Genomic DNA, 21,943 nt, shown 5'->3' with positions numbered 1-21,943 from the left:
GGGGGAGACTCGAACTCCCACGAGCATAGCTCACTGCGACCTGAACACAGCGTGTCTACCAATTCCACCACCTGGGCTTGGATTTTGCAATCCGCTGACAACTACAATCATTCTGGTACCAGAGGCCGGACTCGAACCGGCACACCCGCTAGGGCGGGGGATTTTGAATCCCCTGCGTCTACCAATTTCGCCACTCTGGCTTAGTAGTTGTCAGTGGCCGCGTATATTACAGTCGAAAATTTTTCTGTCAAATATTATTTTAAGTTATTTCTTAACTTAGCCGGACTTGTTGGGTAACCTTGAGGTCATTATTGCCCGAACGAAAGTGCATGATAGCGTGCAGCGGCGGGCAATCCCTCTTTCTTGCAATCGATAGACATCATGAAAACCAGCGATTTCAGTTTTGAACTCCCGGACGAGCTGATTGCTCGTTATCCGACCGAGCAACGCAGTGGATCCCGTTTGCTGATGCTTGATGGTGTCAGTGGTCAGACCACCGATGCCTGTTTTACCGACCTGTTGGAGCAGGTGGAAGCAGGTGATCTACTGGTCTTTAACAATACCCAGGTGATTCCGGCGCGGCTTTTTGGTGAAAAAAGCTCGGGCGGTAAAGTCGAAGTGCTTGTCGAGCGTCTGCTCGAAGGTACAAACGTGCTGGCTCATGTCCGGGCATCACGTTCCCCCAAACCTGGCCAGACGCTGTTGATTGCCGGGTGCGTTGTGGAGGTAATCGGCCGGGAAGCCAATCTGTTCCATCTGCACTTTGTTACCGACGAGACCTTGTTGGCATTACTGGAACGGGCCGGGCATATTCCGTTACCCCATTATATGGAGCGGGAAGACAATGATTTTGACCGCCAGCGTTACCAGACCGTGTATGCCGAAAAGCCTGGAGCGGTAGCGGCTCCGACGGCCGGGTTACATTTTGATGAGCCAATGCTGGCCGCTTTGCGTGAGAAAGGCGTGCAGTTGGCGTTTGTTACGCTGCATGTCGGGGCGGGTACTTTTCAGCCGGTCAAGGTAGATAATGTGCTGGAACACCAGATGCACGCCGAGTACATCGAAGTTGATGAGCATGTCGTGGCAGCGGTGAAGGCGACGCGAGCAGCTGGCAAGCGAGTGATTGCGGTCGGTACGACTTCGGTGCGCAGTCTGGAAAGTGCCAGCCAAAGCGGAGAAATAGCGCCGTTTTATGGCGATAGCCGGATCTTTATCTATCCTGGTTATCAGTTCCGTTCGGTGGATGCAATCGTCACCAATTTTCACTTGCCAGAATCCACACTTATTATGCTGGTATCGGCGTTTGCCGGACAGCAACACACACTCGACGCCTATCGGCATGCCGTGACTGCCGGTTATCGTTTTTACAGCTATGGCGATGCCATGTTTCTGTCGCGACCATTCGTGGCGGCTCAGAATACATCGCAAGCGATCGCTGCTACCCATTTTCCCGCTGATTCTATTGCCCCACAGGAGTCTGAATGACATCCGAGACCCCAGCGCGCCAGTGCGCCATGAGCTTTACCCTGCACGCCTCCGATGAGCACAGTCACGCCCGCCGTGGCACCGTGTCATTTCCTCGGGGGGATATCCAGACTCCAGCGTTTATGCCGGTTGGCACTTATGGCTCGGTCAAGGGGTTGAATCCAGATCAGGTCGAAGACCTCGGCGCCGAAATTATTCTGGGTAATACGTTTCACTTGATGTTGCGTCCCGGCACGGAAGTGATCAAGCAGCATGGCGGTCTGCATGGTTTTATGGGCTGGAAAAAACCGATCCTGACGGACTCAGGCGGTTTTCAGGTATTCAGCCTCGGCGATATGCGCAAAATCACGGAAGAAGGTGTGACCTTCCAGTCGCCGGTGAATGGCGATCGCGTCTTGATGACACCGGAAAGCTCGATGGCAGTGCAGCGTGATCTTGGCTCCGACATTGTGATGATTTTTGACGAATGCACGCCGTACCCTGCCACGGAACAGGAAGCTGCGGATTCCATGCGGTTGTCATTACGTTGGGCAAAACGCTCCAAGGCAGCCCATGGTGATAATCCGTCGGCCCTGTTTGGCATTATTCAGGGCGGCATGTACGAATCGTTGCGGGATGAATCCTTGCAAGGCTTGCTCGACATTGATTTCGACGGTTATGCCATTGGTGGCCTGAGTGTCGGGGAACCCAAACCCGATATGATGCGGGTGCTGGCCCATGTTGCCCCCAAAATGCCACAGGACAAACCACGCTATTTGATGGGCGTTGGCAAGCCGGAAGACCTGGTCGAAGGGGTGCGTCGTGGTGTGGATATGTTTGATTGCGTGATGCCAACCCGTAATGCCCGTAATGGCCATCTGTTTACGTCGTTTGGTGTGGTGAAATTGCGGAACGCTGCCAATCGTAATGATACCGGTCCGATTGATCCGGAATGCCAGTGCTACACCTGTCGGAATTATAGCCGCGCTTATCTGTATCACCTTGATAAATGTAGGGAAATACAAGGGGCTACGTTAAACAGTATTCATAATCTTCATTATTACCAGACATTGATGGACGGTTTGCGCCGCTCCCTCGAAGAAGGTACATTTGCGGCCTTTGTTGATGATTTCTACGCCAAACGTGGTGGCACAACGCCAGCGCTGGAAAAATAATCCTGGTGGTCAGACTTGTGGTGTACGGCTTTTAGCCCCATATCGCAAACTGGCTGACCGGTTTGGATACTGGCGGGTATCTTCATGCGCAGGCTCAGGATTTGTCAGCCCGGAATTGCGCACATCATAAAAATCATGTCGCTTTACCCTGTTGGGAGCGTCGGTTGTTTTTGGAGAATGTATTTCATGAAAGCTTTGTTTGCTGTGATGGCGTTGACCTTTTCCGGGTTTGCGATGGCAGAAGGTGCGGAAGCACCAATGGGTATTACTGGTCAGCTGGTGTTCCTGGGTGGTTTCCTGCTGATTTTCTACTTCTTGCTATGGCGTCCACAAAGCAAGCGTCAGAAAGAACACAAAAACCTGATTACCAACCTGACCAAGGGCGATGAAGTGGTTATGGCTGGTGGCATGCTGGGTAAAGTAACCAAGGTCACAGAAGATTTTGTGGTCATGGAAGTGGCGAACGGCATTGAATTGCCGGTACAAAAAGTAGCCGTCACCATGGTGCTGCCAAAAGGCACGATCAAAGACGTTTTGGGCTGATCTTTCCTGATGCTGTCAGTGGTGGTGTTACAACTGCTGGCACATCCGAATCGAGTTTTCATAAGGGCAGATTATGCTCAATAAGTATCCCCTCTGGAAAAACTTGCTGATACTGGTGGTATTGGCGCTTGCGGCGGTTTATGCCGCACCTAACCTGTATCCGCCGGACCCGGCTGTACAGGTCACACCTACCCGTGCCGGTGCCGAAATGTCCGCCAGCCTGATGTCCCGAGTCCGTACTATCCTGGCAGACAACAGTGTTGATGTACTGGGCGATGAAGTGAATGGCAGCAGTGCGTTGTTCCGGATTGGCAGTTCGGGTCAGCAGTTGGCTGCCAAGGACCTGGTACAACGGGAACTGGGTGATGACTATATCGTGGCGCTGAACCTGGCTCCGACAACCCCTGACTGGTTGCTGTCGCTGGGGGCTGGCCCGATGACACTGGGGCTGGATCTGAGTGGTGGTGTGCATTTCCTGATGGAAGTGGACATGGATGACTACCTGGCGAGCCGTGTAAAAAATTATCGTGAAGAATTACGCACCCGTTTGCGCGAAGAGGGGATCAAGTATCGCCGGGTGCTGGTGAATGGCGACAAGCTGGTACTGCAGTTTGTGGATGTCGCTGTTCGGGATGAGGCAAACAGCTTTCTGATTCGTGAGTACCCGGAATTCTGGCGCGAAGAAATCAAAGTTGCTGATCAGTATGGTCTGGAACTGACCATCAGCGAACAGAAAATCAAGGAAATGGAAGATTACGCCCTCAAGCAAAACCTGACCACATTACGTAATCGGGTGAATGAGCTGGGGGTTGCCGAGCCACTGGTACAACGTCAGGGTCGTAACCGTATTGTGGTGGAGTTGCCGGGTGTTCAGGATACTGCCGAAGCGAAGAAAATTCTTGGCAAGGCTGCCAACCTGGAGTTCCGTCTTGAAGCCGATCCGGGTGCCAACCGGTTTACAACAGAAGAATATTTGTTCCGCACGGATCAGTTCCGTACTGCGCGTTTGGAAAAGACCGTGATTGCCACGGGTGATCATGTGACCAATGCACAGTCATCCTTTGATGAAAACGGCTTCCCGCAAGTGAATATCGACCTGGACTCCAAGGGTGGCGCGATCATGACCCAGGTGACCCGCAAGTCGATCAAGCGTCGTATGGCCGTGCTGTTTGTTGAGCGCAAGCCACAAACCAGTTATGAAATGGTCGATGGTGTCGAAATGACAAAAACCATCCAGGTGGTCGAGAAATCAATTATTTCTCTGGCAACCATTCAGAGCACGCTGGGTTCCAGTTTCCGGATTACCGGCCTGGAGTCTGCCGAAGCCTCTGAACTGGCCTTGCTGTTACGGGCAGGGGCACTGGCGGCACCGATGTACTTCGTTGAAGAACGCACGGTTGGCCCAAGCCTGGGTAAAGAAAATATCGAGATGGGTGTTAACTCGGTCATTCTTGGCCTGGCTATGGTGCTGGTACTGATGGTGGTGTACTACCGGGCGTTTGGCATGATTGCCAATGTGGCGCTGATGGCAAACGTAGTCGTATTGATTGCCATGATGAGCATTGTCGGTGCGACGCTGACCTTGCCGGGGATTGCCGGTATCGTCTTGACGGTGGGTATGGCGGTGGATGCCAATGTGCTGATTTTCTCTCGTATTCGTGAAGAATTACGGGCTGGACGATCACCGCAGCAAGCCATTCATGAAGGCTATAACCGGGCTTTTGTAACAATTCTTGATGCCAACCTGACCACGCTGATTGTGGCGGTCATTCTGTTTGCCGCAGGCACTGGGCCGGTGAAGGGTTTTGCCGTAACCCTGTCGTTCGGGATCATCACTTCCATGTTTACCGCTATCATGCTGACGCGGGCACTGGCCAACGCTATTTATGGTGGCCGCCGTCTTGAGTCCCTGTCTATCGGAGGTAAGGTCTGATGAAAAAATCCTTCGATTTTATGCGCTTGCGTATGGGAGCCATGGTGCTGTCCGGCTTGTTGCTGGTGGTATCGATTGGTTCATTGGCAGTACAGGGCTTGAACTTTGGCCTGGATTTTACCGGCGGTACCTTGCTGGAAGTCCAGTATGCAACGCCTCAGCCGCTGGATGATATTTCCGCGGCACTGGATGAGGCCGGCTACAGTGGTGTGACGGTGCAGAACTTTGGTTCTGAGACCGACATTCTGGTGCGGATGTCAGAAGCCTTCCGGGACAATCTCGGTAACGAGGTGCTGGATATACTGCAGGCTTCCGCAGAGGGTAATTCCCTGACCCTGAAGCGTAGTGAGTTTGTGGGGGCTAATGTCGGTGAAGAATTGCGTGATCAGGGCGGGCTGGCATTACTGCTGGCTCTGACGGTTGTAATGATTTACGTTGCGGCCCGCTTTCAGTTCAAATTCTCGGTGGGGGCAGTATTTGCCCTGTTCCATGATGTGATGATCATTCTGGGGCTGTTCTCGCTGTTCCAGTGGGAGTTTGACCTGACGGTACTGGCAGCAGTGCTGGCGGTGATTGGTTATTCCTTGAACGATACCATTGTGGTGGCTGACCGGATTCGGGAAAATTTCCGCATTCTGCGCCGCAGTGATGCTCTGGGTATCATGAACGAATCCCTGAACCAGACGCTGGACCGGACGCTGATGACATCGATCACGACGGCATTGGTACTGCTGGCGTTGCTGGTAGTCGGGGGCGAGCTGATCCATAACTTTGCCCTGGCACTGATGATCGGTGTGTTGGTGGGTACTTATTCGTCGATCTATGTCGCGGTGAATATTCTGGTGTTGATGAAACTCAGCCGTGAAGATCTGATTCCACCGGAAACAGAAGAAGAGGTCGACGACCGTCCTTGATCGGGGTCTGATCTGCTAAATGCCGCGGTTTCTTATGGAGGCCGCGGCATTCTTGTTTTATGACTATGGCGTTTGCTTGTAACGGAGCAGGACGCAGTGATTGTTAACCAACCGGAGTGTTTATGCTCAGTTATCGCCATTCGTTTCATGCGGGTAATTTTGCCGATGTACTCAAACATCTGATTCAGGTTGAAGTGCTGGAGTATCTGCAGCGCAAGGACAAGCCGTTTGTTTATATCGATACCCATGCAGCGGCTGGTGTTTATTTGCTGGAATCAGTCGAAGCGATAAAAAATGAAGAATATCGCACTGGAATTGGCCGCTTGGCGGCAGCCGACTGGCCTGAGCTGGGTGCTTATCTGGACGCGGTCGGTCAGTGCCAGCAAGCCGCAGAAGAACCTGTCTATCCGGGTTCTCCCTGGTTTGGGCAGCATTATTTACGGCCGCAGGACCGGGCATTCTTGTATGAACTACATCCTCAGGATCTGGCTATTCTGGAACAAATGATGCAACGGGATCGCCGTGTTCAGGTACGGGGAGAAGACGGATTCGCAGGGTTGATCGCGCTGTTACCGACCCATATCAAGCGCGGTCTGGTATTGATGGACCCACCGTATGAAATCAAAACCGATTATCACACTGTGGTTGAGACCCTGGTCGCAGCGTACCGCCGCATGGCAACGGCAACCTATGCGTTGTGGTATCCGGTTGTGGAACGGCACCGTATCGACCAGTTGGAACGGGCATTCCAGTCTTCGAGGATACGTAATATCCAGTTGTTTGAACTGGGCATTGCGGCGGATACCGAGGAGCGGGGCATGACCGCTTCCGGCATGATTCTGATCAACCCGCCTTATACCCTGAAAGCACGGATGGAAGCGCTGTTGCCACGCCTGGCCCACACTCTGGGCGGTGAGACAGGCAACTGGCGGGCGGAAGTCCTGGTAGCAGAGTAGAGTATTGATTATTCTGGTATCTCAGCCGATTTCACCGAGCGGTGTTTGCCGGGTGATGGCAGCGACCGCCTGATGACTGATACGGCGTTCTGCTGAAATTGCATAAAACTCCTGCATCAGTTCTTTGACTGTGCCGACGCAGCGCACCTGGTATTTGGCGCAAATTTCTTCGCGAATGACATCGGGCGCAAAAAAGTAGCCATGACCCTGGCTACCAAAGGCTTTTAACAGTGCCGAGTCGTCAAATTCTCCGGCAATTCTGACGGCGATACCGGTATGGTTAAACCAGCTCAGCAGGTCGGTACGTAAGCCGGAGGCGGTGTCGGTGGGCAGCAGAACCGGGGCTTCGTTCAGCATATCGGGAAAAGTCCGTTTACCTTGCTGCTGTTGTACCAGCTCCGGGGTGGCGAAGCAGGCTAGTCGGCTGCGACCGAGCAGGTGGTTAAAGCAGCGGATGTTCATACCCGGAGGAATTGGGCTGTCGGCCAATATCAAATCCAGCCGGTGTACCGCCAATTCTCCCAATAGCGACGACATTTGTTCTTCATGGCAGACAATCCGCATGGTGCCGGGCAACAACATGGCCGGGCTCAGCAGCCGGTGAGCGATGGATTTGGGTAACGCATCGACAATACCCACTCGAAATTCGGAAGGCCGTTCGGTGATGCCAAGATTCATCACTTCTTGTAACTCATCCCCGAGCTGGAATATTTGTCGGCTGTAATCCAGTGCCACCCGACCGGCGTCGGTCAATTCCAGGCCACGGCCAGACTTGGCAAACAGGGCGACGCCGAGGTCATCTTCCAGTATTTTTAACTGGCCGCTGATGGTTTGAGGAGTGACGCTCAGCCGTATCGCTGCCAGCTGAATGCTGCCTTCCGTCGCAACACTATGAAAGTACTGTAAATGCTTGTAGTTTATGCGGTGCATAGATCGAAAAAACCGAGCAATGAGTAAAAGATAATTCGAATATTATTTTTTATTGCTGCTCCGTACAATGCTTTCTACAATGAAAACCGCTCCAAACACGCTCTAACTAGTATTCATCAGGAGAAACTGTATGAGTCGTCCAGATTATTACACCAAACCATCGCGAGCTGACGCTACCGCTGTACCGATGGAAGATTTTCAGGATCAGGCTGCTGGCCGCAAGGTTCTGCGTAATACCTATATGCTGCTGTCCATGACGCTGTTGTTCAGTGCGGCGGTGGCGGGTACCTCCATGTCGATGGGCTGGCCACACCCTGGCTTTATTCTGACGCTGGTTGGTTATTTTGGTTTGCTGTTCCTGGTACACAAAACCAAGGAAAGCGCGGTCGGTATCTTGTCTGTGTTCGCCCTGACCGGGTTTATGGGTTACACCCTGGGACCTATTCTGTCGATGTACGCCAGCATTCCTGGTGGTAGCGGCATTATCATGAGTGCACTGGGTACAACCGGTCTGATTTTCTTTGGTATGTCTGGCTGGGTGCTGTCGACTGGTAAAGACCTGTCCGGTTGGGGAAAAACCCTGATGGTCGGTATTATCATGGCGTTTGTGCTGGCATTGGGTGCTTTCCTGTTTGAGTTGCCGGCCTTGTCACTGGCGGTCTCTGGCATGTTTGTCATTCTGATGAGCGGCCTGATTGCTTACGAAACCAGTAATATTCTGCATGGTGGTGAAACCAACTACATCATGGCAACCGTTTCTTTGTATGTCTCTTTGTACAACTTGTTCGTCAGCCTGCTGCAAATCTTTGGTGTGTTGGGTTCTGACGAATAAGCTTCACGTCTTCTGTGCTCAGGAAGAAGATTGCCTCGGTTGGATTTGGCCCAACCGGGGCTTTTTTATGCCTGGCTGTCTCGTTCTGCGGTCGTCCTGTTCTGCCTTGCAATGATTTTTCCGCGCTGAAAATATCACTGTAACCAGTGCCAACCCGGGTTCATCGTCGTTATCGGCTGCTGATGCTGATCATTGCAGTTCTGCTGAATGCTGCAAAAATAAGACATTGTGCTTGCCTGGATTGCGCGCACACTATTCGCTCGATAGACACTGGAATGGAGAGACTATGTTTGAGGTTGCAGAACTGGGGCAGGCACTGTCTCGTGAGGAATTTGATAAACGGGTTCCGGAATTACGCACCCAGTTACTGGAAATGCAGCGGACACTGAGCCAGGCCGATTTTCCGGTTATTGTGCTGGTCTCCGGCAGTGATGGTGCCGGCAAGGGGGTGTTGGTCAATCGTCTGAACGAATGGCTGGATCCTCGTTATCTGCGCACGCTGGCATTTGATGATAAAACCCAGGATGAGCGCGAACGTCCGGATTACTGGCGCTTCTGGCAGGCTCTGCCGCAGAAGGGTCGTATCGGGCTGTATATCGGCTCCTGGTACAGCGACCCGATTGCCTTGCGGGTCGACAAGACTCTGAACGACATTGAGCTGGATGGTTATCTGGCGCACATTCGCATCTTTGAGCGTATGTTGGTTGAGGATGGCGCACTGGTTATCAAGCTCTGGCTGCATTTGTCGAAAGACCAGCAGCAATTGCGCTTGCAGCAACTGGCATCGGACCCGGCAACGGCCTGGCGTGTTACTGAAAAAGACAAGCTTCACCTGGCCCTGTATGACGACTTTCGCTCAACGGCAGAACATACCCTGCGCCAGACCAGCACCGCCGAAGCCCCCTGGGTGGTGATTGAAAGCGCGGACCCCAACTATCGCGATATCACGGTGGCCAACCATTTGCTGGAGCGGATACAGCAGCATCTGACGTTACATGCCCATAGCGATGCCGCCCAGGACGACGAAAACAGCGAGACTGTGGCACTGATTCACCGTCAGAAAACCCTGCTGGGGAATCTGGATATGGATCAGTCACTCGACAAAAGCACCTATCGTCAGAAGCTGGAGCACTGGCAAGGCAAGTTGTCGTTACTGGCACGGCGAGCCTATGAGCAGCAGGTCTCCATGGTGATTGTGCTGGAAGGATGGGATGCCGCAGGCAAAGGCGGTCTGATTCGCCGTATTGTCCCTGCGCTGGATGCCCGTAATTATCAGATCATACCGATTGCGGCTCCAACGGATGAAGAAAACGCCCATCATTATCTCTGGCGGTTCTGGCGTCATATTCCCCGTGATGGACGAGTAACCATGTACGATCGCAGCTGGTATGGGCGAGTACTGGTTGAACGGGTAGAGGGCCTGGCCAGCCGATCTGAATGGTTGCGGGCCTACAGTGAGATCAATGATTTTGAATCACAGCTGGTTGAGCACGGAACGGTCGTGGTGAAATTCTGGCTGCATATCGATGCGGACGAACAGCTCAAGCGTTTCAAGGAACGCGAAACCATCAGCTACAAGCGCCATAAGATTACTGACGAAGACTACCGTAACCGGGAGCGCTGGGTTGATTATGAGCAGGCAGTAAATGATATGGTGGAGCGCACCAGTACCGAGGTTGCACCATGGCACCTGATTGAAGCCAACAGCAAACGTTTTGCCAGAATCAAGGCACTGAAAATACTGTGTCAGCAGCTGGAACAGCGACTGGGTGTCAAAGGCAAAGGCAAAGAGTAAGTATTGGATGGAATCAGAGGCTCGCTAGCGATTCTCTGACTCCAGAATTTCCAGTAACCGGCGAGTAATGGCCTCAAACAACTGGGCCTGCTCATTATCGGAATCAGCCGTCAGGCTGTACATCAGGCTTTCAATTTCGGAGCGGGACATATAGCGGACGGTGACAGGGTTGGTCATAACATTCCCAAATGGCAAGCGCCTGGGGCCAAGCGCTTCAAGTAAACGGATCTGAATTAAAAGCGATAGCTGATCAGGGCACTGGTCAGCCAGACGTTCGGGCGTTGCCCGGAAGCGCCTGTGCGTCGATTCTGGTTGCGATAATCCTGGTCGTCACGGAAAGTACCGGCAATATCGAGCGTGACAGCCCCGAGCTGATAGCCGGTGCCGATTTGCCAGCCCCAGCCATTAAATACGCCGGTTCGGCGGCCGTTGTTACCCTGCAAGGCAATCTTTTCACGGTGCCAGGCCGGGCCGGTATAAAGACGAAAGCCGGGTTGGGACAAACCCCACCCCCACATTAATTGGGTCTCAAAGCCGGTAACATCCTTGCCATCCTGATGTATGCGGTAGACTAAAAAACGTGTGGCGGTGTGATCCGACTGGGGGTATTCAGCAAACAGCGACATGCCTGTGTCGCCAGCATCCGTGAAGTAATCCGCCCCAGGATCAATATCCAGCGTAGTGGCTGCCAGACCAACCCGAAAGTTGGTGTGGTCGTCCTCACTGCTGTCTGCTGCAAAGGCCAGTTGACTGGAAGCCAGCAGCGCTAGCGTACAAACCGGGCGAAAAGCAATAGCCTTCATGGATTGACGTCCTGGATACATAAATAGTGCCGGAAGGCTAAACCACAGGGCGCTGGATGGCAAGGGTATGAAACGGCCATGCCGGGTGTTGCTGCCGCGCTTTGTTGCGTTGTGTGAATTGCCTCGACCTCTGGTATGGGAGTCAGTGTGGCGTATCGTTTCCGGATGGTATGAGCTTGAGTGGCCTGGTTGAGTGGCCTGGTAATGTGTTGGTCTGATTGTTGATCGTTGTTGATAGGAGCATGGTATTTGGAATGTCGACTTGGTTGTGGAGCTTGCTGTATCGCACCGTCGATCAGTGCGCCGATCCCCGGTATGCCTGATGGCAAACGGGCAGGGGAACGTTGTATTCAGCTGGCAGATGATAATCTCTGCCGTATCTTTGCTTCACCGGAACGGCCGCAGGTGTGCGGGCAGTTTCAGGCGGAAGCCGATTTTTGTGGCGACAGCCGTGAACAGGCACTCATCATCTTGACGGGGTTGGAGCAACTGACCGATAGCTGAGTTGAAACCGACAGGAGAAGTATATGTACAAAGTGGGGTTTTACGTGCCAGTCAGCCATCTGGCATCGGTGAAGCAAGCGGTGTTTGCCGCTGGTGGTGGCCAGTTGGGGGAATACAGCCAATGTTGCTGGCAAGTGCTGGGAACCGGGCAATTTTGTCCGTCCACTGCGGCTAACCCTTATCTCGGCCAGTCCGGGCAGTTGACCCGGGTTGATGAATACCGGGTTGAACTGGTCTCTGCCGACGATTCTGTCCGGGCGGTGCTGGCAGCCTTGCGGCTGGCACACCCGTACGAAGAGCCGGCATTTGATCTGGTCAGGCTGGTGGATGAGTCTGAATTACCCTGACTCTTGCGCCAAGGTGCCGGATTACTCCGGCTCGCTGCTCAGCCGGTTGCGGCTGATATTGAAAATGTGTGGTTGAGCTGGATGTGGATTGTCGAGATAGCGTCGTAATGTCTGTTCGACGGTAGCGAATGCCAGCGACTGCCAGGGAATATCTTCGGGAGCGAATAGGGCAACTTCCAGACTTTCCGGGCCGGATGAAAACTCGGGCGTAGGTAAATCTGCCAGAAAAAACAGATGCACCTGACTGATATGGGTGACGGAAATCATGCTGAACAGCGACGTGATATTAACCTTGGCGTAGGCTTCTTCCCAGGTTTCCCGCAAGGCTGCCTGCTCGGTACCTTCGTCGTTTTCCATAAAACCACCGGGCAAGGTCCAGTAGCCCAACCGGGGTTCAATAGCGCGTTTGCAGAGCAAAATCTTGCCTTGATACACAGGTAATGTGCCAGCGACAATCCGGGGGTTGCTGTAGAATATGGTATCGCAAACGCTGCATACATCGCGTTCATGGTTGTCCCCTTCGGGGATGCGTCGCTCGATGATATTGGCGCACTCGCTGCAGTATTTCATCCCGTCCTCATTGTGATTTGCCGATGCTCTGGTGATGGTCTGGCCGGTCAATCAGACACTTGTCGTGAGTATACCTTGTTCATTCCTGCCCGGCTGCGGAAACCGCGCATCCCGCTGCGGTGGTTGTCCGGTATTTCTTCCGGTATCTCTGCCGCAGTGAAGGAGCGGGATACTGAGTGATCAGGTGCCCATCGGTTTGGACTGACGTCTAGTTGATTTTTTAAAAAATGACTATATTTACTCATCATAGGGAATGTTTTGGCATATAATCTGCTTTAGCCGGTTGTCCGGTGCTGGAATAATTTCTGGCTCTTTTTTTGGCGATTACAAGATCGCCCTACTAAACTGTTAAACATGAATCAATACGACCTTTTTTTACGATTATCCCAGGAGTGGCAGGACCATGAACCCCGACACTTCTCCCGTGCCGGTCTGCGTGAAGCAGCGGTTCTGGTTGCTGTTACCGATCATCCCCATCAGCCATCATTATTATTAACCCGTCGCGCACAGGGCATGCCAACCCATCAGGGTGAAGTGGCTTTTCCTGGAGGCAAACGGGATGAGGTAGATACTGATCTGATCGCGACGGCACTGCGTGAAGCTCACGAAGAAGTCGGGCTGGCTCCAGAGCATGTCAAAGTGGTGGGTATACTGGATCAGGTAGTCTCCAAGTTCGGCTTTCTGGTGACACCGGTATTGGCCGTTATCCCACATGATGTGGCATTGACAGCCGACCCTCGTGAGCTGGATTGCTTGTTCCATGTGCCGCTGACCTTTTTTAATCAACCGCCCTCTGATTATTTTCATCGTGAAGGGATCCGTATGCCTACCTGGATGTATGAGCGTTTCCAGATCTGGGGGCTGACGGCCTATATCACCGCTGAAATGATGAACCGTTATTTCTCCTCGAACATCGCTTTGGGGAGCGTGGCGCCCGCCACCGCAGAAGATCCTGAAGACGTGTAATTCAATCGTCTTGTTCTGATCTGGCCCAGCAGGTAGCATTCACGTTTTGCTGACTGCTGCTGGAGGCCGTACTTGTCTACGGATACGACGCCATCTGCCGGAACTGGTTTACCGGTCAAATCCCCTTGTGTGCACGTGTGTGTGCTGGATAACCAGGACATTTGTCAGGGCTGTTATCGTACCGGACTGGAAATCAGTCGCTGGGGACGAATGACCAATCCTGAAAAGCGTGATGTGCTGGCCCTGTGTCAACAGCGAGAGCAAGCATCCGGCAACGTATTTGTTATCACGCCCCCTTCCTGAGTCTTTTGCATACGGCACCCTGATGTGTCGATTTTATTCATTGTTGTTTGGTTTGTTTTTTATTGCCATGAGTGACGGCTGCTGTGGCAGCTCTCTTGCTGGCCTGTTTGCCTGATAATCTGCTAGAGAATCTGATTATGTCTGATGTGACTGCTGCCCTGAATCCACCGGTTATCGGTACTCCTTTTTCTGCGACAGCAACCCGGGTGCTGTTGTGTGGCTCGGGCGAGCTCGGCAAGGAAGTGGTGATTGAACTGCAGCGCCTGGGTTGTGAAGTGATTGCCGTTGATCGTTACGCCAATGCGCCGGCGATGCAGGTTGCAGATCGCTGTCATGTGATCAATATGCTTGATGGTCAGGCCTTGCGTGCGGTGATCCAGCAGGAGCAACCGGCTCTGATCGTGCCGGAAATCGAAGCCATTGCAACGGCAACCCTGGCCGAACTGGAAAGCGAAGGTTTTCACGTAGTGCCGACGGCGCGGGCAACCCAGCTGACCATGAACCGGGAAGGTATCCGTTGTCTGGCGGCAGAAACCTTGGGGGTGCCCACATCAAGTTATCGTTTTGCTGCCTCAGAAAGTGAATTTTACGCCGCGGTGGAAACGATCGGTTTACCCTGTCTGATCAAGCCCATCATGAGCTCCTCAGGTAAAGGACAAAGTTTTGTCCGCACGGCCGACGAGCTGGCTGCGGCCTGGCGTTATGCCCAGGAAGGTGGGCGTGCCGGGCAGGGCAAGGTGATTGTTGAAGGCTTTGTCGATTTTGACTTTGAAATCACCTTGTTAACTATCCGTCATAGTGATGGTGCAGGCGGTACATTGACCAGTTTCTGTGAGCCGATTGGGCATCGCCAGCAAGACGGCGACTACCAGGAATCCTGGCAGCCACAGCAAATGACCGCTGCCGCGTTACAACAGGCGCAAGCCATTGCGACCACGGTGACCAGTGAGCTGGGTGGTTGGGGGCTGTATGGCGTTGAATTGTTTGTGAAAGGTGACGAGGTGATTTTCAGTGAGGTCTCACCACGCCCACACGATACCGGGCTGGTAACGCTGATTTCACAAGACCTGTCAGAGTTTGCCTTGCACGCTCGGGCGATTCTCGGATTGCCGATTCCGTCGATTCGCCAGTTCGGGCCGTCGGCATCAGCGGTAGTGCTGGTGGAGGGGCAGTCAGGTACGATGCAATACGGCAACCTGTTTACCGCCATGATGGAAGCCGATACCCAGCTGCGTCTGTTTGGCAAACCGGAAGTACAGGGCAAGCGACGTCTCGGTGTGGCGTTGGCTCGGGCTGAGTCAGAGGAACAAGCTCGCAACAAGGCCAAACGCAGCGCTGATGCGGTCGTGGTCAGTTTGTAGTTATTGTCAGTTGTTGGTTGTTGGTTGTTGGTTGTTGGTTGTTGGTTGTTAGTTGTTGGTGGCTGGCCAGTGGCCAGCCACCTCAGAATCAAAGCACCGCGGCAATTATCGATTTGCCGCTGCTCTGGCAGAACTTGTATGTTCTGTTCAAATCCATTCCCTTGCTGTATCCCCGACGAAAGTATTGTGTTCAGGCTAACTTTTTCGGCACTATACAGGCTGCGAATAATAGTCATTTGAATATATGGCATGGTGGAGTCGACAATGAGTGAATCCGGGCGCTGTTGCGGTAGCAGTGACAGTAGCAAGTCATCTTGTTTAAGTGAATCGGGTATAGCCAATACCGAACCTGCTGCAGTATCGGCAGGCAGTTGCTGTGGTGGTGCCCCGGCAGTGGCGGCTGGCCCTGTTGTGTTTGTACCTGCGGCGGCTGCAACAGCGGCCAGGGCCACATCTTCCAGTTGCTGTGGCGGCGGTGATGAATCGACAGATGGCGCCGATTGCTGTGCCCCGAGTGCCTCGTTTGACTGGGTATTGTGGGGCAGCGGCCTGTTTGTCGTTGCCGGTTATCTGGGCTGGTTGTCACTGGGCGATGTCGGATTAACCTGGGTATCCACCCTGATGCACACCTCATTCGAAATGGTCAACGCCATGTGGTGGGGGATTATTTCGGCATCTGTCTTTGTTGGTCTGCTCGGGAGGATTCCGCGTGAGCTGGTGATGTCGGTACTGGGACAGGCAGGGACGCAGCAGGGTATTTTTCGCGCCACTCTGGCCGGGCTGATGCTCGATCTCTGTAATCACGGCATTTTGATGATTGGTATGAAGTTGTATGAGCGCGGCGCCAGTATTGGTCAGGTAATGGCATTTTTGATTGCCAGCCCATGGAACTCATTAACCCTGACGCTCATTCTGGTTGGCCTGATCGGCCTGCAATGGACATTAACCTTTATCGCCGCGTCGTTAGTGATTGCCTGGATCAGCGGGCTGATATTTGATCGGCTGGTCGTGAAGGGTGTGTTACCTGCCAATCCCCACCATCAAGAGCCACAGCCAGTAAATGCCAAAGCCATATTGAAGCAGGTCTGGCGCGATGAAGACTGGAGCTTGCCAGGCCTGGCAGCCATGTTCTGGCAAGGATTAAAAGAATCGCGGTCGGTGTTGCGCTGGGTATTTCTGGGCGTGGTGCTGGTTGCGCTGGTGCGGGCCTTTGTGCCGGAAGAAAGCTTTAATACCTGGTTTGGCGCAACGGCCGCCGGGATGTTTATGACCTTGCTGGCGGCCACCGTGATTGAAGTGTGCTCGGAAGGCTCCAGCCCAATCGCTGCCGATCTGGTGACACGTGCTGCAGCACCAGGTAACAGTTTTACCTTTCTGATGGCGGGTGCTGCAACGGATTACACCGAGATCATGTCGCTTAAAGACACGACACGGAGCTGGAAGATCGCGCTGTTTTTGCCGTTGATCACGGTGCCGCAGGTACTGTTGATCGGCTGGTTGATGAACAGCGTTGGTAGCTAGTGGGGACATCCGTTCCCGCGATGCGCTGGCTCGTAACAGTCAGCTATCGTGCGGATGTAATCGCTGTGGTTGTATTTCGATACTGCCCTGGTCGTTACCGAGCCACAGGGTAGCGTCCTGGATACTGGCTTGCAGGCGCATGGTGCGGTCGTAGAGTAAAGTCAGTTGTGCGATAGCATCGGCATCGAGGTTGTAAACGCTGAGGTTGTCAAAGCGGGCGCAGCTATTTTTGAGGCTGTCCCACCAGGGCAGAGCGGTACGACCATGGTATTCATAAATACGCACTTGCTGGGCTTTCTGGCAGGCTTTACGGATGCGTTTTTCGTCTGGCTGTCCCAATTCAATCCAGAGCAGGGTTTGATCACTGTAGTCTTTTTCCCACAGTTCCGGTTCGTCATCAGTGCTGAGTCCACGGGTAAATTCCAGCGTATCGCTGGCATTCAAAGCAAATACCGCAATGCGGGTCATTAAACGGGTCAGTGTCTCAGAAGGGTGCTGCGCCACGGTCAGGTTGTACGTCTGATAATGGTGGCGATCCATATCGGATACAGCCAGCTCGATTTTACAAATGGTTGCCTTGATGGCCATGGAGGTTCCAGCAGCTGAATATCGGGCCGTGAGTTTACCTTGGCGTTTGTTCAATAGCACGATTTGTACTGCGCCCTGCGATTTTCTGGAGAATCTTCAGGTTTCAGCTATACCTACATTATATGAATCAGACAGACGAACAGAGAAACCTGCTGGTTTCCTGATGTATTCGGCTGTATTTAACCGTGATTGCCATGGGCGGTGAGCCAGGGCATTACAGAGATTAAGGGCGCGTTTTGTTATGAACTTTCAAGAGTTGGATATGCCGGACCTGTTGGCCGAAGTGGGTGTGCGGGTGCGGGCAGCCAGGTTGATGGTCAACCTCAGTCAGGAGCAATTAGCGCGTGAAGCAAGGGTCAGCCGTTCGACGATCAAACGACTGGAAGGTGGCACCGACAGTGTCAGCTTATCCAACTTGCTGGCGGTACTGAAAACCCTCGATTGCATAGATATGTTTGTTAATGCGTTGCCAGAGCCAGAGCACTCTCGCCAGCGTGCATCCCGCACCATGGGCTACTAAGCCGGACTCGCCCATATTTTTGACAATATCGGCCTTCCGCGTTAGATTGCAGCCTCTCTTGGGGGAGTAGTCTGACGGGCGTTAGTTGTTTGTTACAAACAATCACGTTCGTATCCTGTGTCAACATACTTGAGCCTCATGCTCATGGCACCGGAAGTACACTGTGCTGGACAAGACCTGAGACGAATACTGGTTCCATGGGTGGCTGCCAGGATTTGTCTTTGGTGTCTTGCCGCCCGGTAACGTTAGATGATCACAACGCCCGAGTCGTTTTTCTTTTCCGAGCTGTTTTCCTCGGCTTTTTTATCCTCTTCTGTCGCGGTTGCACTGGCTGAAATCGGCGATAAAACCCAACTGCTGACGCTGTTTCTGACACTCAAATTCCGTAATAAATGGGCCATTGTACTGGCGATTATTCTGGCGACTCTGGTAAATCATGGCTTGTCGGCCTGGTTTGGGAGTTGGCTGGGGGACGGCCTGGCAATATGGCTAAGCAATGGCTGGGTCGACGGTCTGTTGTCTGGCAGTTTTGTGGTGATGGGATTGTGGATTCTGGTACCTGACAAAGACGATGAAGATGAATCCCGCTTTCTGGCCCTGGGTGCATTTGTTGCCACGCTGATACTGTTTTCGCTGGCAGAGCTGGGGGATAAAACCCAGATCGCGACGGTATTACTCGCAGCGGAATGGCAACAGCCCTTACCGGTGACACTCGGAACCACACTGGGTATGTTGATCGCCAATGTGCCTGTGATTTGGTTTGGTCAGGCCTTGTTGCAGCGGTTGCCAATGAATACTGTTCGTTATGTGACGGCCATTTTCTTTATTGTGGCGGGGCTGTGGGTTCTGGTTCGTTAGGGGAAACGTAAGCAGCTCCTGCGCTCGGCGTGGTACCCGATGGGTGAGCGCAACCCGATATCCGCTATACTTGCGCGCACCTGCACATCTGAGCCGGCCTGCGCCCATGACCGGGCCTCCCCATAAGCCACATAATCCCCACGACCGCTTCTTCCGCAGCGCCATGGAAAACCACGCCGTGGCGCTGGATTTTATGCCTTATTACCCCGGAGCCGGTGTTGCAAGCGCTGGATACCGACTTACTGGCCCTGCCGCACGACAGCTATATCGACACCGAACTGGCCGAAAGCCTCTCTGATCTGGTGTATCACTGCCAACTGGCGGACTGTTTCAGCGCCCCATTGCCCTGATCGACAGTAACCAGTTGTCGATGACCAATCCAAGCAATAACAATGGGTCGACATCGTCGCCTGCGTCCTGGAGCTGGGGCGTTACGAAGCTCAAAAAGCCACCGAACTGAATATGCTGAGAGTGGGTGGCTCTGTATAACCTCATAATTCCTCCATCTAACCCCTGATGATGATGGCCACCTGCTTGATGTTATAAGTCTATTGGTATTAAGGGATTAATGTTCCATTGGGTTTCTTATTTGCTCTGTCTGGTTATTGTTTGCTGGCTGCCAGCCACTACACTGAAGGTAACGATAATAATCAGAGCATGCATCCATGAGCCGCTATCCTCATCTTTTTCAGCCCCTTGATCTTGGTTTTACACAACTTAAAAACCGGGTAGTGATGGGGTCCATGCACACGGGTCTGGAAGACCGGCCCTGGCACTTCTCTGAGTTGGCAGCGTATTTTGAAGAGCGGGCCAAAGGCGGCGTTGGGCTGATTGTGACCGGTGGTTTTGCTCCTAACCGGGCGGGTGATTTGTTGCCGTTTGGTTCCAAGTTGATCAGTGCCTGGCAGGTGCCGTTTCACCGCAAGGTAACGGCGGCGGTGCATCGGCATGATGGCAAGATTCTGATGCAAATCCTCCATGCCGGGCGTTATGGCTATACGCCATTCAGTGTGGCTCCCAGTGCCATTCAGTCGCCGATTACTCCTTTTAAACCGCGTGAACTGAGCGCCAGCCAGATCCGTACCACGATCAAACACTTTGGTCGGGCGGCCAGTCTGGCTCAGCAAGCGGGTTATGACGGCGTCGAAGTGATGGGGTCGGAAGGTTATTTTATTACCCAGATGCTGAATCAGCGTACCAACCAGCGTACGGATGAGTGGGGCGGTAGTTATCACAACCGCATGCGCTTTGCGCTGGAAGTGATCCGTGAAATCCGGGCGCAGGCCGGGGACCATTTTATTGTGATGTTCCGGCTGTCGATGCTGGATCTGGTGGATGGTGGCTCTACTGCAGAAGAGATTATCGAATTGGCTCTCGAGTTGGAGAAAGCCGGGGTGAACCTGCTTAATACCGGGATTGGCTGGCATGAAGCCCGGGTACCGACCATTGTAACGTCGGTGCCTCGGGGGGCTTTTGTCGAGGCGACTGCGCAGGTCAAGCAGGCGGTATCGATTCCGGTGGTGGCGTCCAACCGTATCAATATGCCAGCCACGGCAGAGGCCATTGTGGCGCAAGGTCAGGCGGATATGGTGGCCATGGCGCGACCGTTTCTGGCGGACCCGGAATGGGTTATTAAAGCCGAGCAGGGCCGTGAAGATGAGATCAATACCTGTATTGCCTGTAATCAGGCGTGTCTGGATCATACCTTTGCCAATAAACGCGCCAGCTGTTTGGTGAATCCACGGGCTTGTCATGAAACGGGACTGGTTTGGCAACCTGCCACGACGGTGAAGCGGGTGGCGGTTGTTGGGGCCGGCCCGGCGGGATTGGCGTGTGCGGTGGTGGCGGCCCAGCGTGGCCATCAAGTAACGCTGTTTGAAGGGCGGGACTTTATCGGCGGGCAGTTTAATCTGGCATCGCGTATTCCGGGTAAAGAAGAATTTCAGGAAACCATTCGTTATTACCAGACCATGATTACCAAACTGGGCATTGATTTGCGTCTTTCGACACGTGTCAGTGCCGACGGGTTACGTCAGTCCGGTTTTGATGAAGTGGTGGTGGCCACTGGTGTTGAACCTCGTCTGCCTCAGGTTGATGGTATCGACCATGCCAGTGTGATGACGTACCAGCAGTTGTTGAGTAATGCAGTAACAGTTGGCGCTCGGGTGGCCATTATGGGAGCCGGGGGAATTGGTTTTGATGTGGCTGAATATCTGACTCAGGAAGGAGAGTCAACGACATTAAATGCCGAACACTGGCGCTCGGAGTGGGGAGTGGATGTTCGCAGTCAGGTGCGGGGTGGTCTGGTGACTCCTGATGTTGAAGCGTCACCGCGCCAGGTCTACCTGCTGCAACGCAAGTCATCCGCGCTGGGCAAGGGACTGAACAAAACCACGGGCTGGGTACACCGGGCGACGATGAAAATGAAGCAGGTCGAAATGATTGCCGGGGTGCAGTACGACCGTATTGACGATCAGGGGTTGCATATCCGCATCGTGAAGGGAGAGGAGACCGAAGAACGTGTGTTGGAAGTGGATCATGTTGTGGTGTGTACCGGGCAGGAATCGGTGAATCAGCTTTACCATGATTTGCAAGCCCTGTTGGTGGATGGTTCCTGCGGTGTTCATCTGGTGGGCGGGGCTGAGTTTGCCGGTGAGCTGGATGCCAAGCGGGCAATCCGTACGGCGAGTATTCTGGCGGCTTCGCTTTAGGGGATATCTATTTAATCCTGCACGGCTCGCTTGGGGTGGCCGAAGCGTGCCATTTCACAGCGTTATTGTTTATTCGGATGTTGTCGTGGGTGGCCGATTGGTTTTCTGTTTTTCGGAGTGATTGATTTTTATATTGATATAACACTTATTAAATGATTTTTAACCAGGTTGGTTTAATGCATTCCTGTTGTTGTTGTTGTTGTTGTTGTTGTTGTTGTTGTTGTTGTTGTTGTTGTTGTTGTTGTTGTTGTTGTTGTTGTTGTGGATTATTGATGGTTTTTCAGCATGTATTGTTTTTGTATAAGTTTTATTTTTAACTAATTATTGTAAGCTATTATTTGTTAATTAT

23 protein-coding genes, 1 tRNA gene and 1 riboswitch are annotated in these 21,943 nt (G+C 53.0%); of the genes, 18 read left to right on the top strand and 6 right to left on the bottom strand.

Going from position 1 to position 21,943, the window contains the following annotated elements; all coding sequences use genetic code 11:
• Nucleotides 1-113: 113 nt before the first annotated feature.
• Nucleotides 114-200: transfer RNA gene (locus Q4551_RS14755), tRNA-Leu, on the bottom strand.
• A 181-nt stretch (nt 201-381) separates the two neighbouring features.
• Between Q4551_RS14755 and queA the strand changes: the two genes are divergently transcribed.
• From queA to Q4551_RS14725, 6 genes are all read left to right on the top strand, one after another.
• Nucleotides 382-1,485 carry a tRNA preQ1(34) S-adenosylmethionine ribosyltransferase-isomerase QueA gene (queA, locus tag Q4551_RS14750; RefSeq protein ID WP_303434635.1) on the top strand — a complete coding sequence of 368 codons (1,104 nt, stop codon included), beginning with the start codon at nt 382-384 and terminating at the stop codon, nt 1,483-1,485.
• Between the two features lie 29 nt (nt 1,486-1,514).
• The gene (gene tgt, locus Q4551_RS14745) at nt 1,515-2,639 is read left to right on the top strand and encodes a tRNA guanosine(34) transglycosylase Tgt (protein ID WP_303434638.1); all 1,125 of its coding nucleotides are present in this window, start codon (nt 1,515-1,517) and stop codon (nt 2,637-2,639) included.
• Nucleotides 2,640-2,825: 186 nt separating this feature from the next.
• Nucleotides 2,826-3,182, top strand: a complete 357-nt coding sequence (yajC, locus tag Q4551_RS14740; RefSeq protein ID WP_303434634.1) for a preprotein translocase subunit YajC — start codon at nt 2,826-2,828, stop codon at nt 3,180-3,182.
• Between the two features lie 73 nt (nt 3,183-3,255).
• On the top strand, nt 3,256-5,115 hold the full coding sequence (gene secD, locus Q4551_RS14735) for a protein translocase subunit SecD (protein ID WP_303434633.1): 1,860 nt from the start codon (nt 3,256-3,258) through the stop codon (nt 5,113-5,115).
• On the top strand, nt 5,115-6,029 hold the full coding sequence (secF, locus tag Q4551_RS14730) for a protein translocase subunit SecF (RefSeq protein ID WP_303434632.1): 915 nt from the start codon (nt 5,115-5,117) through the stop codon (nt 6,027-6,029). The genes secD and secF overlap by 1 nt, the downstream gene beginning before the upstream one ends.
• Nucleotides 6,030-6,151: 122 nt before the next feature.
• The gene (locus tag Q4551_RS14725; protein ID WP_303434631.1) at nt 6,152-6,985 is read left to right on the top strand and encodes a 23S rRNA (adenine(2030)-N(6))-methyltransferase RlmJ; all 834 of its coding nucleotides are present in this window, start codon (nt 6,152-6,154) and stop codon (nt 6,983-6,985) included.
• A gap of 21 nt (nt 6,986-7,006) precedes the next feature.
• On the opposite strand, the gene nhaR is transcribed toward Q4551_RS14725, so the two are convergent.
• Nucleotides 7,007-7,915 (bottom strand): transcriptional activator NhaR, encoded by a 909-nt coding sequence (nhaR, locus tag Q4551_RS14720; RefSeq protein ID WP_303434630.1) that lies wholly within the window; start codon nt 7,913-7,915, stop codon nt 7,007-7,009.
• Between the two features lie 130 nt (nt 7,916-8,045).
• Between nhaR and Q4551_RS14715 the strand changes: the two genes are divergently transcribed.
• A complete protein-coding gene (locus Q4551_RS14715) occupies nt 8,046-8,747 on the top strand; it encodes a Bax inhibitor-1/YccA family protein (protein WP_368501406.1) in 702 nt (233 codons plus the stop codon).
• A gap of 286 nt (nt 8,748-9,033) precedes the next feature.
• On the top strand, nt 9,034-10,542 hold the full coding sequence (gene pap / locus Q4551_RS14710; RefSeq protein WP_303434629.1) for a polyphosphate:AMP phosphotransferase: 1,509 nt from the start codon (nt 9,034-9,036) through the stop codon (nt 10,540-10,542).
• 24 nt (nt 10,543-10,566) lie between these two features.
• Here the strand turns inward: pap and Q4551_RS14705 are convergent, their stop codons facing one another.
• Nucleotides 10,567-10,719 carry a cell developmental protein SirA gene (locus Q4551_RS14705; protein ID WP_303434628.1) on the bottom strand — a complete coding sequence of 51 codons (153 nt, stop codon included), beginning with the start codon at nt 10,717-10,719 and terminating at the stop codon, nt 10,567-10,569.
• A gap of 56 nt (nt 10,720-10,775) precedes the next feature.
• Nucleotides 10,776-11,345, bottom strand: a complete 570-nt coding sequence (locus tag Q4551_RS14700) for a hypothetical protein (protein WP_303434627.1) — start codon at nt 11,343-11,345, stop codon at nt 10,776-10,778.
• 249 nt (nt 11,346-11,594) lie between these two features.
• Here Q4551_RS14700 and Q4551_RS14695 point away from each other — a divergent pair, with 249 nt between their 5' ends.
• Both Q4551_RS14695 and Q4551_RS14690 read left to right on the top strand, forming a co-directional pair.
• Complete coding sequence (locus Q4551_RS14695; RefSeq protein WP_303434626.1) at nt 11,595-11,849, top strand: YkgJ family cysteine cluster protein; 255 nt, start codon at nt 11,595-11,597, stop codon at nt 11,847-11,849.
• 23 nt (nt 11,850-11,872) lie between these two features.
• Nucleotides 11,873-12,196, top strand: a complete 324-nt coding sequence (locus tag Q4551_RS14690; RefSeq protein ID WP_303434625.1) for an NGG1p interacting factor NIF3 — start codon at nt 11,873-11,875, stop codon at nt 12,194-12,196.
• Nucleotides 12,197-12,217: 21 nt separating this feature from the next.
• Here the strand turns inward: Q4551_RS14690 and Q4551_RS14685 are convergent, their stop codons facing one another.
• Nucleotides 12,218-12,766, bottom strand: a complete 549-nt coding sequence (locus Q4551_RS14685) for an NUDIX hydrolase (protein ID WP_303434624.1) — start codon at nt 12,764-12,766, stop codon at nt 12,218-12,220.
• Between the two features lie 354 nt (nt 12,767-13,120).
• Between Q4551_RS14685 and Q4551_RS14680 the strand changes: the two genes are divergently transcribed.
• From Q4551_RS14680 to Q4551_RS14665, 4 genes are all read left to right on the top strand, one after another.
• Nucleotides 13,121-13,732 (top strand): CoA pyrophosphatase, encoded by a 612-nt coding sequence (locus Q4551_RS14680; RefSeq protein ID WP_303434623.1) that lies wholly within the window; start codon nt 13,121-13,123, stop codon nt 13,730-13,732.
• Nucleotides 13,733-13,804: 72 nt separating this feature from the next.
• Complete coding sequence (locus Q4551_RS14675) at nt 13,805-14,035, top strand: DUF1289 domain-containing protein (protein WP_303434622.1); 231 nt, start codon at nt 13,805-13,807, stop codon at nt 14,033-14,035.
• Nucleotides 14,036-14,172: 137 nt separating this feature from the next.
• Entirely contained in the window at nt 14,173-15,396 is a 1,224-nt protein-coding gene (purT, locus tag Q4551_RS14670) for a formate-dependent phosphoribosylglycinamide formyltransferase (protein WP_303434621.1), read from the top strand.
• A gap of 264 nt (nt 15,397-15,660) precedes the next feature.
• The gene (locus Q4551_RS14665; protein WP_303434620.1) at nt 15,661-16,917 is read left to right on the top strand and encodes a permease; all 1,257 of its coding nucleotides are present in this window, start codon (nt 15,661-15,663) and stop codon (nt 16,915-16,917) included.
• A 39-nt stretch (nt 16,918-16,956) separates the two neighbouring features.
• On the opposite strand, the gene Q4551_RS14660 is transcribed toward Q4551_RS14665, so the two are convergent.
• Nucleotides 16,957-17,505, bottom strand: coding sequence for a YaeQ family protein (locus Q4551_RS14660; protein WP_303434619.1), 549 nt, complete (start codon nt 17,503-17,505; stop codon nt 16,957-16,959).
• Nucleotides 17,506-17,767: 262 nt separating this feature from the next.
• Here Q4551_RS14660 and Q4551_RS14655 point away from each other — a divergent pair, with 262 nt between their 5' ends.
• The 4 genes from Q4551_RS14655 (at nt 17,768) to Q4551_RS14640 (ending at nt 21,594) form a co-directional block, all read left to right on the top strand.
• Nucleotides 17,768-18,025, top strand: a complete 258-nt coding sequence (locus tag Q4551_RS14655; RefSeq protein WP_303434618.1) for a helix-turn-helix domain-containing protein — start codon at nt 17,768-17,770, stop codon at nt 18,023-18,025.
• Between the two features lie 49 nt (nt 18,026-18,074).
• A riboswitch (yybP-ykoY riboswitch) is annotated at nt 18,075-18,265 on the top strand.
• Between the two features lie 9 nt (nt 18,266-18,274).
• Entirely contained in the window at nt 18,275-18,883 is a 609-nt protein-coding gene (locus tag Q4551_RS14650) for a TMEM165/GDT1 family protein (RefSeq protein WP_303434617.1), read from the top strand.
• A gap of 122 nt (nt 18,884-19,005) precedes the next feature.
• Nucleotides 19,006-19,233, top strand: a complete 228-nt coding sequence (locus Q4551_RS14645) for an Rpn family recombination-promoting nuclease/putative transposase (protein WP_368501408.1) — start codon at nt 19,006-19,008, stop codon at nt 19,231-19,233.
• Nucleotides 19,234-19,548: 315 nt separating this feature from the next.
• The gene (locus Q4551_RS14640; protein ID WP_303434616.1) at nt 19,549-21,594 is read left to right on the top strand and encodes an NADPH-dependent 2,4-dienoyl-CoA reductase; all 2,046 of its coding nucleotides are present in this window, start codon (nt 19,549-19,551) and stop codon (nt 21,592-21,594) included.
• The last annotated feature ends 349 nt before the right edge of the window (nt 21,595-21,943 follow it).

The sequence above is a fragment of the Oceanobacter sp. 5_MG-2023 genome (genome assembly GCF_030548165.1).
In the GTDB taxonomy this organism is placed as follows: domain Bacteria; phylum Pseudomonadota; class Gammaproteobacteria; order Pseudomonadales; family Oceanobacteraceae; genus Oceanobacter.
This window is presented reverse-complemented; position numbering and strand designations above follow the sequence as displayed.